The organism is Ruegeria sp. H4 (assembly GCF_056533065.1).
Genome location: NZ_JBQFOC010000001.1, coordinates 85,495 through 100,595, shown reverse-complemented (window position 1 = coordinate 100,595; position 15,101 = coordinate 85,495). Strand labels below are relative to the sequence as shown.

The following is a 15,101-nucleotide window of genomic DNA, read 5'->3' as shown; positions in this document are numbered from 1 at the left end:
GGGCTTAGGTAATCATGTGCGGCATGAAAACAACCAAGTGGCTGTATTGGCAGCGTTGGTTAGCAATGCACCACCCGGTTTGCAATGCTTTCTATAGGTGAAGCGCGCCCACTCTGTTACAGTGATTTCAATGCCTTGCGGGTCAGGAGCGCAGAGATGACGAAAATCGCCAAGATCACCCTGCTATTTGTGGTGTTTGTGGACCTGATCGGACAAGGCCTTGTTTTTCCGATAATCAACTCGCTGATCATGGAAACGAAATCGGGCTTCCTGCCTGACAGCACACCCGAAGGACAGCGGCATTTCTACTATGGCCTCGTGATTGGGTGCTTCTTCCTGTCCTGGTTTCTTGGTGTGGTCTATGTCTCGAAAGTCTCAGATTCCATCGGGCGAAAGAATGCTTTGCTGGTTTGTCTGGGTGGGGCGCTGGTAGGCTATGCTCTGACCATCGCGGCGCTCTATATGAACAGTCTGATCATGCTGATTGTCGGGCGGTCGATCACAGGGTTCACGGCAGGCAACCAGCCCATCGCGCAGGCAGCAATGATCGACGGCAGCACAGATGCTGCGGACCGTGACCGAAACATGGGGTATATCGTGACGGGCGTCAGCTTTGGCCTTGTGGGCGGCCCGATTATCGGAGCCGTTCTGTCAGATGCCGCCCTGCTGGGCAGCTACGCGACGCTGAAAACCCCGTTTTATGGCGCGTTTGTCCTCGTGCTGATCGCCATCTTCCTTGTGATGACATACTTCAAGGACACCCGCACCGAACGCGAGCCTTTTGTCTTTCGCCCGCGCGACATCACTGACAGCCTGATCGCCGTGCGCGGCCACCCGATGGTTCTGAAAATCCTGCCAGTCTATTCCTTCTTCATGATCGCCAACGTGACCTTCTACGTGTTTGTTGACAACTTCCTGACCAGCCGTTTCGGCTATGGCGTGATAGGTGGCAGCATGGCGATGGTGGTCATTGGCTTTGCGCTGGCATTTTCCAGCACGTTCCTTGTCAAACCTGCACAAGAGAGGTTCAGCAAGCATCAGATCATTTACACTGCGCTGATCGTCATGGTGATCTGCGGGCTGGCATTCGCCTTCAGCCCCAGCGGGGTACTTAGCTTTGTGCCGGTGTTCTTCTTCTACTTCCTGTTCGGCGTCGCCTACCCGACCCTGCTGGGCCTGTTTTCATCATCCGTCAGCGAGACGGATCAGGGCTGGGTTATGGGCGTGACCACCGCAGTATTCTGCCTGGCGGGTGGCATCATGTCCTTAATCGGCGGCGGGTTGATGAGCATCGATATCCGCGTGCCCTACTACATCGTCGTTGTGGCCGCGATCTTTGGTCTGATCGGGATGCACCGCCGCTGGAAAGGGAAAGAGATTAAGGCGCTGTTAGCCTGAGATTGTCTCGATAGTCAGATTGCCGTTGGTATAAACGCAGATATCCGCGGCAATCGCCATCGCTTCGCGCGCCACCTGCTCGGCCTCTTTGTCGCTGTCCATCATCGCGCGGGCTGCGGCGAGCGCGAAGTTCCCGCCCGATCCGATGGCAGCCACGTTGTGCTCGGGTTCCAGCACATCCCCTGCCCCGGTGATCACTAACAGGTCCTTGCCATCGGTGACAATCAGCATCGCCTCAAGCTTTTGCAGGTATTTGTCGGTGCGCCAATCTTTGGCCAGTTCCACAGAGGCGCGGGCCAGTTGGCCGGGCGTGGCTTCAAGCTTGGCTTCCAGCCGCTCCAGCAGTGTGAAGGCGTCTGCTGTTGATCCGGCAAAACCAGCAACCACCTCGAACCCGCCCGGCGACAAACGGCGTACCTTGCGGGCGGTGCCCTTGATCACGGTCTGGCCCAGGCTGACCTGCCCGTCCCCGGCAATGACAACCTGCCCGCCTTTCTTGACGCCAATGATGGTCGTGCCGTGCCAACCGGGGAAATCGCTGTCTGCCATGAAAGCCTCCGTTCTGCTTGTCGCTATATATGGGCTGCGCGCGGGATCGGCGCAACCCGTTCTAAAACTGCGTAAAAGATATGCAATAGACGCAGATCGGGACTGTCAAACGAGCAATTGTGAGTCCGGGTCGCGCATCCTACATGAGGCTTACAACCGACAACGGGTCGGCTGTTTCAAATCCAAGGACTGCGCACATGGCAACCACTGCAAATATTCATGCGCCGCTCGGAGCAGCTACCATCCTGCACGTAGTGGACGCGTTCTCGAACGCTTTTGAAACCGTTGTTGAATGGAACGAGAGCCGCAAAACCCGCAAACTGCTGTCTCAGCTGACCGATACCCAGCTGGAAGACATTGGCTTGGTTCGCGCGGATATCGCGAAGCTCTGATTCTTCGACCGGATCGCCAAATCGGAACAGCCGCCCGGATACCCGAGCGGCTTTTTCATTGTCAGCTTTGGACGTATTTCCCTAGCTGAGATGGCACAAAGGCCTCAATCGCGGCAGTGGCAACCACATGTCGCGTGCCAACGGCCTTATCCACTACATCCTGTCCACCCAGAACCGCGCGCACTTCGGCTTTGCCGCGTGGAAGATCAGCTGCGACCAGATCACAATCGACCTGATCGGGGCTTTGCACACCAATCGTCACTTGGACCCGCATCTCGGTGTGATTGATTCCCAGGTTCGAAAACAATGTGATCGAGGAATGATGCAGTGCATCCTGCACCGCCCGTCGTGCAGCCTTGGTGTAATCCTGACCGTACAGGTCGTTCCCCATCCCCATCTCAAGAATGATACGCTGTTCACTCATTGCGCGGCCTCCATATCAAAAGAAACAGCCAATGCTGCATTGGCGATCACCGTTGGGCCCTGCCCGCCCGGTTTCTCGATATCAAGGCCGCCCTTGGCAACCGTAATGCTGGGGGTTCCATACGGAAACACAGCCAAAAGCTTATCGGCATCCACCTGTTCGGGCTGCTGCACCCCGATTTCGACATCGATGATCATCGCCTCTTTGGGAAAGCCGAACAGCTCGGCCATGTTGATCGAATTATGCCACAGCGCGTCCTTGATCGCGCGCAGCGCGGCTTCGGTGTAATCCGCACGGCGCAGGGACGTTCCCATACCGAATTCCACCAATACCCTTGTTTTTGCCATCTGCCTTCTCCGGCCTTTCAACAAAAAAGGCGCCCGGGAACAGGCGCCTTTGGTCTTTCTCTGATCTCAGTCGGATCAGATGGATTCGTCAATCCAGCTTTGCAGAGCGGCCTTGGGCGCCGCGCCCGCGCGGTTCGAGACCACCTGACCGTCCTTGAAGATGAACAATGCCGGGATGCCACGCACGCCCATGGCCGCGGCCGCGTTTGGGTTGCTGTCCACATCGACCTTGGCAATCTTTAACTTGTCGCCATACTCGGCGGCCAATTCTTCCAGTGCGGGGCCGATCTGCTTACAGGGGCCGCACCATTCGGCCCAGAAGTCCACAACTACGGGAACGGCCGAGTTCTTGACTTCGGCGTCAAAGGTGTCGTCGGTAACGGCAACGGTCGACATATTCTGTCTCCTGAATGGGGTAAACTTGGGATCAGAACGTAGGTGCCGCCGTGGGGAAGGTCAAGATATCTGGGTGCGGGCCAGCGCGCCCGTCACAAGATCGTGTGGCAGCCACATCAGTTCAGCATTGCGCGTCCAAAGGATCGCGGTGCGGATGGTCTTATCAGGATAGATCTGAGCCAGTGCCTGCGCGTAGGCGCCCATCTGCCGCAGCAGACCTTCGGGGCAGGCTTCGGCGGATACGGGGACCGTAGCATTTGATTTGAAATCAATCACATGCACTTCGGTGTCGGTCACGATCAACCGGTCGATAATCCCATGCATGCGCTGCCCGTTTAGGTCGGCAGACACGGGAACCTCAGCCAGCGCATCGGGCGCGAATATGGATTCCAGATGTGCGGTCGTCAGAACTGCTGTGGCTTCGGCCAGCAGCTCATTTCGTTCCCCGTCCTGCATATCGGGCAGAACGCGGGCGCAAAGCTCGGGCCAGCTATACTGCGCCGTACCGGGCAAATGTTCCAGCAGCAGATGCAGCCGCGTGCCGCGCAGCTTTGCGGCGTCTTCATCCTGACCCGCGTCACCAGGTAGCGCCTTGGCCCCGCCCAGATCGGATGGGCTGAGGGTTTCTGGGGTCTGAGGCGCATCTTGCGCGGGTGATTTGTAGAATTCGGGCAGATCGAGGTTTGGTTCCTGCGGTTCTGAATGCGCGACAAGGGGTAATGTGTCCCAGTCACCATGCGCCAACCGCCGCGTATTTGTTCCGTCCAGTTGTGTTGCCCCTGCCCGCGCCATCGCGGCCTCAACCATCTGATACCAGCTGGACCCATCCTTGCCGACATCGCCCGCCGCCGCCACGATCAACCACTTTTCAGCCCGTGTTAGAGCCACATAGAGTAGCCGCAACCGCTCATTTTCTTCTCGGTTGCGCGCCTCGTCCCGCGCCCGAGCGATTAGTTTGGGTGAGGCATCCGCCGGAACCTTCCAAAGTGGGGTCCCGTCTGCGACCATGATCTCAGCATCGCGCGGGGCCTGGCGTTTTCCGGTGTCGGGCAGGATCACAATGGGCGCTTCTAACCCTTTTGAGCCATGCACCGTCATGACGCGGATCATGTTGCCCACACCGCTCATCTGCCGTTTGATTTCCAGATCATCGGTCTGCATCCAGACCAGAAAGCCGGTCAGGCTGGGAATATCGGTCCGTTCATAGGCCAAGGCCTGCGACAGCAGGGCATTGATCCCATCCTCCGCTTCGGCCCCGAGCCGCCCAAGCAGCTTTCGCCGCCCATCGTGTCGGGTCAAAATGCGCTCGATCAGGTCGTAAGGGCGCAGAAAGTCGATTTGGCTGCGCAAATCGTTGAGCATGGCGAGCGTTTCGGGGAATTCTTCTGCCCGGTTGCGCAATGACGCCCAAAGGTAGGTTTCCTGCCGTCGATGGGCCAGATCAAACAACGCCTGTTCGGTCCAGCCGAACAATGGGGATTTCAGAACGGTGGCCAGCGACAGGCTATCCTCGGGCGTGGCGAGAAAGCTCAGCAACGCTGCCAGGTCTTTGACCGCCAGTTCTGCACCCACTTTCAACCGATCCGCCCCTGCTATGGGCAGCTTTTTGGCCTTACACGCGCGTATGATCTCGGCAAACAGATCCGAGCGACGCTGAACAAGGATAAGAAAATCACCCGGCTGTATTTTGCGGCGCACGAAAGTGTCGGGCTCCTGACCGTCTTCTGGGATCGTTACATCGCCCTCGATCATTTCCTGGATCGATGATGCAATCTGGTCGGCGAGAAGAACCGTGTGGTGGCGCGATCCGGGCCGGTCTACGGGGTCGGTCCAGTCGCCGTCTTCATCATCCTCGACCTTCTCGATAGCCGGCCAAAGATCGACACGCCCTGGCAGGCCTTCCTTGAAAGCAATGTGAAGCGCCTCGTCCTGAAAGCCCGCTTCAGCATGCTCTTCAAACAGAATATTGACCAAAGAAAGGATCGCGCTTGAGGAACGAAAGGAATAAGCAAGCTCGGATCTCTCCAGCTTAGAGCCTGATTCCGCCAGTTTCTGCCCAAACTCTGCCTGCATCCGATCAAAGGCTTGCGGGTCTGCGCCTTGGAACGAATAGATCGATTGTTTTTTATCCCCGACCACGAAAATCGTGCGCTCGACCCCCGACCGGGCCCCTTCCCCGCTGGTGAATTCCTGCGCGAGTTTCTCGATCACGTCCCATTGGTCCGGGCTGGTGTCTTGTGCCTCGTCCACCAGAATGTGGTCGATGCCACCATCCAGACGATACAGCACCCATTCCGCGACTGCCGGGTCGTTCAGCACTTGCCGCGCGCGCAGGATCAGATCGTCGAAATCCAGCCAACCGCGCAATTGCTTGCGACGTTCGTATTCGGGCAGGAACGCGGCGGCAAAACGGTGCAGAACGGCTGTTTTCTGCGCGGCGACCAGTGCTAGGCGCTGTTCTCGTGCTGCTTCGATCCGCAACATCAGCGCCTCTAGCTGAGGCATCCGGTCGGCCAGCGCGCCCTCGCGCAGCGCTTTTGTGGGGAAACTGCCAATCTTGGCCGAAAACGGCTCTTTCGCTGCCTTTCCGCTCAGGAAAACCCCTTCGAGTATTGGCAATTGCGTTAATCGAGTCTCGGTAACCCCGGCCAGTTTTTCCGCCGCCTTGGCATTGTTGCCGCCGCTTTCGGTAAGCGTAGGCAGGATTGATTGAATCAGCTCAACCTCTCCGCCTATAAATACTTGGGACAGCAGGCTATTTTCATCAAACCTATCGGGCAAACCAAACCGATCCAGAAGGTCGGACCACTGCAAAGGTTGATCAAACAAGCTTCGCCTTTGGGTTACCGCCGCTGTCAGCCTGTCAAATCCAGTATCGGTGATAAACTGGGCCACATCTTCGATCAGCGAAGCCTGAGGGCCTTCGGCGAAATCTTCGATGATTTCATCGCGCAACAGTGCGGCCGCTCGGTCTTCCATTTCTGCAAATTGAGGGCTGACACCCGCTTCCAGCGGGAAACGACGCAGAAGTGAGGCGCAAAACGAGTGGATCGTCTGAATTTTCAGCCCACCCGGTGTTTCGATAGCGCGGGCGAACAGGGTCCGCGCCTGTGCCAATCGATCTGGGTTAATCGCTCCTGTTACTCCCAAATCGACCAGTTCGCTTTCAAGGCCGTGGTTGTCCAGCATAGCCCATTCGCCCAGACGCTTGAACAGACGGTTCTGCATCTCACTGGCCGCAGCCTTGGTGTAGGTCAGGCACAGGATGTGCTGCGGCTGCACCCCATCCAGCAACAGCCGTGCCACGCGGTCGGTCAGAACCCGTGTCTTGCCCGAGCCCGCATTGGCAGCCAGCCAGGTTGAGGCATCGGGGCGCGCGGCCTGCACTTGCCGCTCGGTCGCATCATTGCGCGGGGTCATGTCAGATCCTCTGGCCGGGTCTCGGCAGAACGGTCCCATTCACCGAATCGCGCCAGATGATCATAATCGCCGATATCTGTGTCCTTGTGCAGCATCCGGCGGGATGAAAACCCCTGATCAGGCTCTAAATAGGCGGAAATGAGCTGTTTCAGATCTGCCAGAACCTTATCCGTTGGTTCTTTGATCAACGGGGCTGCGACTTCTTTGTAACTGCCACCCATCCCGATAAAGATTGCCTCGGCCACATTCGTTGGGTCGATCCCTTCAATGGCTCCTTGCTCGGCCATCGCCACCTCGATCAGCAACTGCTTGTCGAACTTGGCCTGCTGGCTTTCACTCGGCGGCACGCCAGTTTTGTAATCGATGATCCGCAATGCACCCCGGCTGTTGCGGTCAATCCGGTCGGCGCGCCCGGCAATGGTGAAATCTAGTGGAGTCAGCACCAGTTTCATTACAGCTTCAAAGGCTACCGGCCCGCCATCACCGCGCCGGGCAGTCTCGGCGCGTAGAAAATCGTCGGCAATTCGGGCCAGCCGCGCCAGCCAAAGCTTGCGGGCGGTGGGCCATGCGACGTGCTTTTCCAACAAATCATGGGCGCGTCTCAGGAAATTCTCGCGCGTCAGCAAGGCGGTGTCCAACACACTTTCCTTGACAAAATGTTCAAGGATTTCATGAACAACGATCCCACGCAGCAGGGCATCCGGGGCTTGCACCAAAGGATCAAGCGGCCTTAGGCGCAGCACATGTTTGGCGTAGATCGCATAAGGGTCGCGGATCAGGCGTTTGATTTCTGTTACCGACAACTGGCGCGGCCGCGCAGCAGCCGGAGGGCGCGGAGATGGACGGGGTGCCGGGTCAATCCGAGGCGCTTGTTCCAGTGTCTTGGCCCAACTCAGATATGTATTCCCCCGCGCCTTCATATCAGACAGCGCCGCCTGCCCCCCCTGATCCGGCAGGCCATTCAGCAGATTGGTCAGGCGGTTCAACCAGCGCGAGGGTACGGTTTGTGCATCATCCGAACGGGTTGCGCGGGTCAGCCAAACCTCGGGCGTGCCGATGGCCTGTTGAAAGTCATGCGCCGAAAGGCCGATCCGGCGTTCTGGCAGCAACAGGCCTGCCTTATCGCGCATCTGCCGGTTCAGCCAGGGGTCTGGAGCCGGGGCTTCGGGCCAGCTGCCTTCGTTCAACCCGCCGAGGATCAGCAAATCAGCCCCTTGCACCCGTGCCTCGAGCGTTCCCCAGATCATGATATGGGGATGCGGTGCGTCGCGGTCGCGCACCTCTTCCCCGGCCAGCAATGCCCCCAGAAGGTCTGCAAAGTCATGTGCAGTCATCGGGCCGCCATGTTGGGCCTCATCTTGCAGGGTAGTCAGGACGCCCAGCGCCTTCTGACCCGCGTTCTTGTCCCAGAGCGTACCTTGTTCACCAGCAGAGCCAGCCGAGATCGCTTCGGCCAGATCCCGTAACCTTGTGACCCAATCGGAAAGCGGAAGCGTGCCCGAGACCTGCTGATCGCAGAGATGCTGACCAACCCAGCCAATCCAGTCTGTGGATGCTTCGGTTCGGATAGCCGACGCCGTTAGGCTGACACGATCCGGAAACGGGGGGCCATGGCGACGCAGGTCCAGTTCCAGATCGCGGGTCTGTAGCAGATGGGTGCCACGCTCTCCACCATCATGGCAGAGGGGGTGTTTCAGAAGGGTCAACAGCGCCTCACCGTCCAGACGCCGGGCAAACAGGCCCGCAACATGGCGCAGGAAGCGGCCCGGAGGTGACAGCTGCAAGGGCAGACCCGCGCTGTCATCGGGCAAAATGTTCCACCGGTCCAGCGCTGCGCTGACTTGCCGGGTCAGCATCCTGTCAGGGGTGATCAGCGCGGCTGTCTGGCCAGTTTCTGCGGCCTCACGCAGGCGCAAGGCGATGGCCAGCGCTTCGGATCGGGGTGAATCCGCCTCGACCAGTGTCAGGTCTTTTGTTGCCTGATCCAGATCTGTCAGCTGCGGCCCTTCGGACATCCACGCATCGGTGATGGGTGCCGGGCGTAAGGCTAATGATACCAAACGGTTACGTGCGCGAGAGGGGGGCTCACCCCCTGTCCAAGACTGGATTTGATCTGGGGTCAAGCCCAGCTCTCGCATCAGTTTTCGGAACCGGAACTGCGGATGGTCTTCCGAAATCAGCGCCTCATCCAACCGATCCCAGACCGCCCGCGGCTGGTCGAAATCAAACCCCGGCAGGATCAGTGCCCCCTGCGGCAGTCGCGCGATGGCCTGCATCAGCATCAAAGTGGTGCCCCGCGATCCAGTTGAGCCCGCCAGAATGACCGGGTGCTGAGGAGGGGACTCTGCCCACCGCGCGATCAGGGCCTCAACCACCCGGCGTTGCCGGGTCTGTGAATCCATTGTTTGATCGCCCGCATCGACGAAATGATCTGTGATCCCGATGAAAGCCTGTGCGCGTGCCCAATGCCCGGACAAATCACTGACATCCAGCTGACGGATCGCATCGGGATGTACACCTTCGCCCTGCATCTCATCAATCAATGCGGCCAGGCTGTCGGACAAATCGAACAGCGAAGCCCGCGCTGCCAAATCCGGTTGTTGATCCAGCAGTTTGGCGACCAGCTGTGTCAGCTCCAAGCGCCGTCGCAGCGGCGGGATGGCGGGTGGAATTTGTGCCAGATCAGCGCTTTCGCCCAGATCTGTGACCAAAGACAGCCGTGGCAGCAGACAAGGCGGCCCCTCATCGAACAGGTCCCGTACGCGGCGCGCCATCCGGCGGGTATTGACCACCAGTTGCACGCGGGCCAGTGCTTCGGGCGGGCCAGCGCTGCGCTGGCGTAGCCCGTCAACCAGCGCTTTGGGAAAATCCGCGCCGGGTGGAACGGCAAAGACACGGGGCAGGGGGCTGGCGTCAAACATCGGCCAGCAGCCCCTCGGCCAGCGCGATCCCTTCGGGTCGCCCAACGTCGCACCAGCGGCCGGGATACTCGACCGCAAACAGGCGACTTTGCGCGTGCATCCGGTTCCAAAGCAGGTTCAGCGAAAAGGCCGGTTCAGCGAAATCCTGCAACCCGTCGGTCTTGATGATCTGCGCCCCGCCATAGACCAGCCCTGGCCCGCGTGTGATCCGACCGTCTGCATCGGCGGTGAAATCCCCGTCACCGCCGTGACCAATCGTGCGCCCAATCGGGATACACATCAGTAGCGCATCCATGCGCTCGGGATCCCACGCTTGTTGCAGCAATGTCAAAGGGTTCGGACCGGCCCAGATGGCATCTGTGTTCATCGTGAAAACCGGGTTCGAGCACAGCAGGGGCAAGGCAGCACGCAACCCCCCGCCGGTCTCCAATATCTCAGGCTCTTCCCGCGACAGGAGCACACCCTTGGGTATCAGATGCGCCGCCAGTTGATCGGCGCGGTAGTGCAGATTGGCCACAACACGTTCCGGCCCCAGCGTCTCAACATGATCCAGCGCGTGATCAATCAAGGCGCGGCCAGCCACTTCGATCAGCGGTTTGGGGCGATCCTTCGTCAACCCTCCCATCCGGGTGCCAAACCCGGCAGCAAACATCATGACAGCGGTTGGAGTGTCGGTCATGCGGCCCTCAGCTTGGCCAGATTGTCGGGCGTGGGTTCGGGCAAAGCGTCTCGCAGCAATTGGGCCACCGGGATCAGGGCAGGGTGTTCCAGATCGCGCATCAAATGAGACCAGGTGGCCGGAATCAGATCGATGTATTTCGGCTTGCCGTACTCCATGGCCAGACGAGAGAAACCGCCCAAAATGCGCAGATTCCGCTGTGCTCCAAGCACCGCATAGGCAGCTCTGAAGTCGTGATCGTTTGCACCAGAGGCCGTGATGTAGCGATTGATCATCTGCATTTCGGTTCCTGCGGAAACCGAGCGGCGCACATCTTGCAACAGCGACACCAGATCATAGGCTGGGTGCCCCAGCATCGCGAGTTGAAAGTCCAGCAATCCGACACGTTGCACGCCGTCCCGGTCCGGTAACCAGATCAGATTCTCGGCATGATAATCCCGCTGGATGACAACTTTCTGACCCGAAGTTTCCTGATGCAGCAGGTCCGAAAACCGGGTTTGAAATCGGTCCATCGCTGCGTGGTCATAACCGCCCTGAATGCCTTGGGCGTATTTGGTGAACGACAGGGCCGAAAGGTCAGTCATCAGGGCAGGGTCGTATGATGGCAGTGACAGCAGTGGCGCCTGATGCAGGTGCACCAGAACATCGGTTGCGGCCCCATAAAGCAGTCGCTCTTTACCCGGATCATGATCCAGAACACGCGCAAACAGATCGTCGCCAAAATCCTCTAGCAGCAGAAAGCCGAACTCGGAATCTTCCGCGTAGATTTCCGGCGCATTCAGCCCGACCGAGCGCAGATATTCGGCGACACGCACAAAAGCGTCGACATCCTCACCCTTTTCTGGTGGTGCATCCATGAGAACGGCAGTCCGACCGGTCGCCGGGTCGGTCAGCCGTTCATATCGTCGGTTCGAGGCATCCCCTGCCAGGTGCGCGCGCTGGGCGCCAGCCCATGGTGTCTGCGCGATCAGGGCCTCGGCCAATACGGCACGGTTTGTCATGTGATCGCCTCTAGCTTATGCGTCCATTTCGGGTCAGACCACGTAAGTGTCAGATGCCGTGTTTCGGTTTCATTCGGATCTATCGCAAAGGACATGGTCAGCGCGGATTGTGGAGCTAATGGACCTAGCTTCTCGGGCCATTCGACAAGGCAGATTGCAGTTTCAAAGGCATCGATCAGGCCCAGTTCCTCAACCTCATCGACCGAGCTGAACCGGTAGAGATCGCAGTGCCAGATTTCACCTACCGTGGTGTTATAGGCCTGCACCAGCGTGAATGTAGGTGAAGGCACGTCCTCGGGCACCTGCATCAGAGATTGGATCAGGCTGCGTGCGAAATGGGTCTTGCCGCTTCCAATCGAACCTTCCAGTAGTAGAACATCGCCAACGGCCAATTCCGTCCCCAATCGGGCCGCCAATGCGAGCGTGTCTTCGGGTGAAACCAGGGTCATGGAATGGGGCGGCATTGTCATGCCGCCACAATGGCCCCACGTCTGGGCGGCTGCAACCCGGTTCAGGCGCTGATTTGTTCGATTGTAGGCTGCCTGCTGATCAGAGCCTCATGACCAAATCGGACAATGGTCGCACCGTTCTGCATTGGGGTTACGGTACAGTCCAATTTCGTGCCGTCGCGCATGCCAATCTCGGCCGACCATTCGGCCCGGTTATCGCGCATTTCGATGAAATCGCGAATCTCACCCAAAACAGGTGTTGCGACACAATGCTCCTGCCATTTCCGGGTGACATCCATGGCTGTTTCCGCCTGAAACCCCGCGTCCGCCGGATCGCCCCATAGCTGTTGATAAGCGTAGTTTGTAAAGGCCAGCGTGCCGTCATCGGCAAACACCGCGATCGCATCTGCCAGCTTGTCAAAGATGGATTGCATCAGGTCCATTTCTGACCGGAAACGGCGGGTCAACGTGATCTCGGCGGTGATGTCTTCGAACAAAAAGGCCACCGCGCCATCGGGATGTGGCCGTCCGCTGACCGAATAGACCGACCCTGAGGGCAAAGACCAGGTTTCCTGATAGTTTCCGTCCTCTGCCGCTTCGAGCAGATCGTTCATCTGATTGCGCCACGAGCGGTAGTTCTTTGGCTCTGGCATCATGTGTTGTTCGCGCAGCATGTCAAAGAAGCTGGAGAGGCTGGGGCGACAGCTGAGAAAGTCAGGCGGCAATGTCGTCAGATCAATCAGTGCCGGATTGAACAGGGCCAGTTGGCGGTTGCGGTCGAAAATGGCCAGACCAATTGACAGCTGCGCAAAGGTTTTTGTCATCGTCTGCACGAATTTGCGCTGGGCGGTTTCTGCCTGGACAATGGCGTTGATGTCGACTGCGTAGCACAGACACCCTTGTTCGTCATCAACTTGAGTCAAATCGAACCAAAGCTGGCTGTCGCAATCATCAACCTTGACCGCGACACGCGCTTTGCCACTGGGCCCCGGTTTGTCATCCGCATTGGAAAACAGGGGCGCGGTCAGGTCCACGTCCGGGCCACGCGCCTTGCGCGCGACAGCAATATAGGCGGTGTTGCACCATCTGACCTGTCCGTTGTGATCCAGCAGCCAAACCGGATAGGGCGCCTGATCCATCGCGTTCCGGATCGGGTCATTGGGGTCGCGCATATGTGTTTCGGTTGGTCGGGTAGGTTCGTGTAGTTGCACCCGGACGATTCCGTCGATCCATTCGCACAAAACCTCGCGTTCGACAGTGCAGTCGATGGCCGAGACAACCAGATTGCCTTGATCGCGCACCAGTTCAGGCGTTTCAGGAAAGGTGGGAAAATCCCTTTGCAACAGGCGGTGCAGACCGCTCCAGTTTTTGACATCGTCAAATCCGGCCAGAGCGATGTCCGAATGGCTGATCAACCGAGCCCCGTCGAACAGAAAGACGGCGTCAAACAAGGACGCGTTTGAAAACAGTCCATAGCTGTCATCCCGCCGCGGGCGCCGCGGCAATAGCCATTGAACGGCCAGACAACATGAAACCAAACTGATTGAGGCCAGGATGATCCAGTCAGCCATAGGAAACCCCATGCCAGATTACGTGCTGGGATCAGACTATTGCTCCGATTGGTTAACGCACTATTAACTCACGCCCGAATGCGCTGGTTGCTACCGGATGGCACTGGCGTGTCACCTTTTTGCGCGTCAATCATTTTGCGCGGCCATGAAACGCGCACGATAGCCCCCCGATGTGCCGGATTATCTGACAAATGCTGATAGGGGTCTGCGCCATTGGCAAACTCAAGCTCGGCTCCACTGCGTTCCAGTAGGGTTTTGGCGATAAACAGGCCCAACCCCATCCCCTCGTATTCGGGGCGCGCGCGTTGGTCTGACTCGGCCCGCCTTCGGCGCATGAACGGATCGCCGATCCGGCCAATCAGGTGCGAGGGATATCCACGCCCATCATCCATAATGCTGACGGTGATCTGATCCGCGGTCCAATGCGCCTCGACCCAGACATTGGCGCGTGAAAAATCCACCGCGTTCTGGATCAGGTTGCGCAGCCCGTGAATGATTTCGGGCTTACGCAGGATCGAGGGCTGCTGCACATCCCCATCCAGCGCTGGGCCTTCGATGAAATGCACCAGCTTACCGCGTTCAATATGCGGTTCCGCGGCCTCGTGGATAACAGTCGAGATCGGGGCCTGGCGCAAATGCAAATCGTCCTTACCTGCCCGCCCCATATCACGCAGAATATCGCGGCAGCGATCAGCCTGTTCACGGATCAGGGCGGCGTCATCTTTCAGATCGGGGCGATCCTCAAGCTCTTCGATCAGTTCCGAGCTGGTCAGTTTGATTGTCGCCAGCGGCGTCCCCAGCTCATGCGCGGCGGCGGCGACAACGCCGCCCAGATCAGTCAGCTTTTGTTCACGCGCCAGCGCCATATGCGCGGCCGACAGCGCCTCAGACATGGATTGCACTTCGGAACTGACACGATGCGAATAGGCCCCGATGAAGACGATCGCAATGATGATAGCCGCCCAGTTGCCGAACAGAAGAATATCTGGGATGCGCAGAATGAACCCGATATCGGTGCGCAAGGGCAGGTGAAATTCAGCCAGTAAGGTGGCAAGGATGATGGCGACACCGCCCACGATCAGGGTAGAGCGCGTGCTCATAACATTGGCCGAGATTGTGACCGGACCCAGCAAGAGCAGAGCGAACGGGTTGTTCAGGCCGCCGGTCAGATATAGCAGAAACGCCAATTGCAGCAGGTCAAACAGCACCATCAGGAAATTCTCGAACTCGGACAGGCGTTTGTTCTGCGGAAACAGGAAGATCGCCGTCAGGTTGCCGAGGACCGAAACTCCAACGGCCAGATAGCAAAGTCCGAGCTCAAGCTGCACATGATAGGTTTGCTGGGCAACCGTGATGGCGGTGATTTGACCCACGATGGCCACCCAGCGCAGCAGGATTAGTGTGCGTAGCCGGATCCAGCTGCTGCGCTCCTGGCCGCGCCAAAACGTCTGATTGGAATCTGCCATGGGTCGATTATGTCCTGTTGCATCAGCTGTTCATCTTGATAGGTGTCCCGGCCGAAACGATCAACAATCCCTTGCGTATGGATATTCG

Annotated in this window: 13 protein-coding genes; 2 read left to right on the top strand and 11 right to left on the bottom strand. The window is 58.5% G+C overall.

Features of this window, described 5'->3' with window-relative positions; genetic code table 11:
• The first annotated feature begins 156 nt into the window (after nt 1-156).
• Nucleotides 157-1,398, top strand: a complete 1,242-nt coding sequence (locus ACR0KG_RS00460) for an MFS transporter (RefSeq protein WP_480550415.1) — start codon at nt 157-159, stop codon at nt 1,396-1,398.
• Here ACR0KG_RS00460 and hslV read toward each other — a convergent pair.
• A complete protein-coding gene (gene hslV, locus ACR0KG_RS00455) occupies nt 1,390-1,947 on the bottom strand; it encodes an ATP-dependent protease subunit HslV (protein WP_480550413.1) in 558 nt (185 codons plus the stop codon). The genes ACR0KG_RS00460 and hslV overlap by 9 nt on opposite strands.
• Before the next feature lie 197 nt (nt 1,948-2,144).
• Here hslV and ACR0KG_RS00450 point away from each other — a divergent pair, with 197 nt between their 5' ends.
• Nucleotides 2,145-2,339 carry a DUF1127 domain-containing protein gene (locus tag ACR0KG_RS00450; protein WP_480826162.1) on the top strand — a complete coding sequence of 65 codons (195 nt, stop codon included), beginning with the start codon at nt 2,145-2,147 and terminating at the stop codon, nt 2,337-2,339.
• 61 nt (nt 2,340-2,400) lie between these two features.
• On the opposite strand, the gene ACR0KG_RS00445 is transcribed toward ACR0KG_RS00450, so the two are convergent.
• From ACR0KG_RS00445 to regB, 10 genes are all read right to left on the bottom strand, one after another.
• The gene (locus ACR0KG_RS00445) at nt 2,401-2,763 is read right to left on the bottom strand and encodes a Lin0512 family protein (RefSeq protein WP_480550409.1); all 363 of its coding nucleotides are present in this window, start codon (nt 2,761-2,763) and stop codon (nt 2,401-2,403) included.
• The gene (locus tag ACR0KG_RS00440; RefSeq protein WP_480826161.1) at nt 2,760-3,110 is read right to left on the bottom strand and encodes a Lin0512 family protein; all 351 of its coding nucleotides are present in this window, start codon (nt 3,108-3,110) and stop codon (nt 2,760-2,762) included. Before ACR0KG_RS00440 ends, ACR0KG_RS00445 begins: the two co-directional genes overlap by 4 nt.
• A 75-nt stretch (nt 3,111-3,185) precedes the next feature.
• Nucleotides 3,186-3,506 (bottom strand): thioredoxin, encoded by a 321-nt coding sequence (gene trxA / locus ACR0KG_RS00435; protein ID WP_480826160.1) that lies wholly within the window; start codon nt 3,504-3,506, stop codon nt 3,186-3,188.
• Nucleotides 3,507-3,566: 60 nt separating this feature from the next.
• Nucleotides 3,567-6,926 (bottom strand): double-strand break repair helicase AddA, encoded by a 3,360-nt coding sequence (addA, locus tag ACR0KG_RS00430; RefSeq protein ID WP_480826159.1) that lies wholly within the window; start codon nt 6,924-6,926, stop codon nt 3,567-3,569.
• Nucleotides 6,923-9,847, bottom strand: a complete 2,925-nt coding sequence (addB, locus tag ACR0KG_RS00425; RefSeq protein WP_480826158.1) for a double-strand break repair protein AddB — start codon at nt 9,845-9,847, stop codon at nt 6,923-6,925. Before addB ends, addA begins: the two co-directional genes overlap by 4 nt.
• On the bottom strand, nt 9,840-10,526 hold the full coding sequence (locus ACR0KG_RS00420; RefSeq protein WP_480543730.1) for a nucleotidyltransferase family protein: 687 nt from the start codon (nt 10,524-10,526) through the stop codon (nt 9,840-9,842). The genes addB and ACR0KG_RS00420 overlap by 8 nt, the downstream gene beginning before the upstream one ends.
• Nucleotides 10,523-11,527 (bottom strand): aminoglycoside phosphotransferase family protein, encoded by a 1,005-nt coding sequence (locus ACR0KG_RS00415; protein WP_480543731.1) that lies wholly within the window; start codon nt 11,525-11,527, stop codon nt 10,523-10,525. The genes ACR0KG_RS00420 and ACR0KG_RS00415 overlap by 4 nt, the downstream gene beginning before the upstream one ends.
• Complete coding sequence (gene tsaE, locus ACR0KG_RS00410; RefSeq protein ID WP_480550402.1) at nt 11,524-11,997, bottom strand: tRNA (adenosine(37)-N6)-threonylcarbamoyltransferase complex ATPase subunit type 1 TsaE; 474 nt, start codon at nt 11,995-11,997, stop codon at nt 11,524-11,526. Before tsaE ends, ACR0KG_RS00415 begins: the two co-directional genes overlap by 4 nt.
• Before the next feature lie 41 nt (nt 11,998-12,038).
• On the bottom strand, nt 12,039-13,547 hold the full coding sequence (locus ACR0KG_RS00405; protein ID WP_480826157.1) for a PAS-domain containing protein: 1,509 nt from the start codon (nt 13,545-13,547) through the stop codon (nt 12,039-12,041).
• A gap of 68 nt (nt 13,548-13,615) precedes the next feature.
• Nucleotides 13,616-15,013, bottom strand: a complete 1,398-nt coding sequence (regB, locus tag ACR0KG_RS00400; RefSeq protein WP_480550398.1) for a sensor histidine kinase RegB — start codon at nt 15,011-15,013, stop codon at nt 13,616-13,618.
• Nucleotides 15,014-15,101 lie beyond the last annotated feature (88 nt).

Bases quoted from the DNA above. Each gene is read 5' to 3' on its own strand.
- ACR0KG_RS00460 (WP_480550415.1), top strand. From the start codon at position 157: ATGACGAAAATCGCCAAGATCACCCTGCTATTTGTGGTGTTTGTGGAC.
- hslV (WP_480550413.1), bottom strand. From the start codon at position 1,947: ATGGCAGACAGCGATTTCCCCGGTTGGCACGGCACGACCATCATTGGC.
- ACR0KG_RS00450 (WP_480826162.1), top strand. From the start codon at position 2,145: ATGGCAACCACTGCAAATATTCATGCGCCGCTCGGAGCAGCTACCATC.
- ACR0KG_RS00445 (WP_480550409.1), bottom strand. From the start codon at position 2,763: ATGAGTGAACAGCGTATCATTCTTGAGATGGGGATGGGGAACGACCTG.
- ACR0KG_RS00440 (WP_480826161.1), bottom strand. From the start codon at position 3,110: ATGGCAAAAACAAGGGTATTGGTGGAATTCGGTATGGGAACGTCCCTG.
- trxA (WP_480826160.1), bottom strand. From the start codon at position 3,506: ATGTCGACCGTTGCCGTTACCGACGACACCTTTGACGCCGAAGTCAAG.
- addA (WP_480826159.1), bottom strand. From the start codon at position 6,926: ATGACCCCGCGCAATGATGCGACCGAGCGGCAAGTGCAGGCCGCGCGC.
- addB (WP_480826158.1), bottom strand. From the start codon at position 9,847: ATGTTTGACGCCAGCCCCCTGCCCCGTGTCTTTGCCGTTCCACCCGGC.
- ACR0KG_RS00420 (WP_480543730.1), bottom strand. From the start codon at position 10,526: ATGACCGACACTCCAACCGCTGTCATGATGTTTGCTGCCGGGTTTGGC.
- ACR0KG_RS00415 (WP_480543731.1), bottom strand. From the start codon at position 11,527: ATGACAAACCGTGCCGTATTGGCCGAGGCCCTGATCGCGCAGACACCA.
- tsaE (WP_480550402.1), bottom strand. From the start codon at position 11,997: ATGACAATGCCGCCCCATTCCATGACCCTGGTTTCACCCGAAGACACG.
- ACR0KG_RS00405 (WP_480826157.1), bottom strand. From the start codon at position 13,547: ATGGCTGACTGGATCATCCTGGCCTCAATCAGTTTGGTTTCATGTTGT.
- regB (WP_480550398.1), bottom strand. From the start codon at position 15,013: ATGGCAGATTCCAATCAGACGTTTTGGCGCGGCCAGGAGCGCAGCAGC.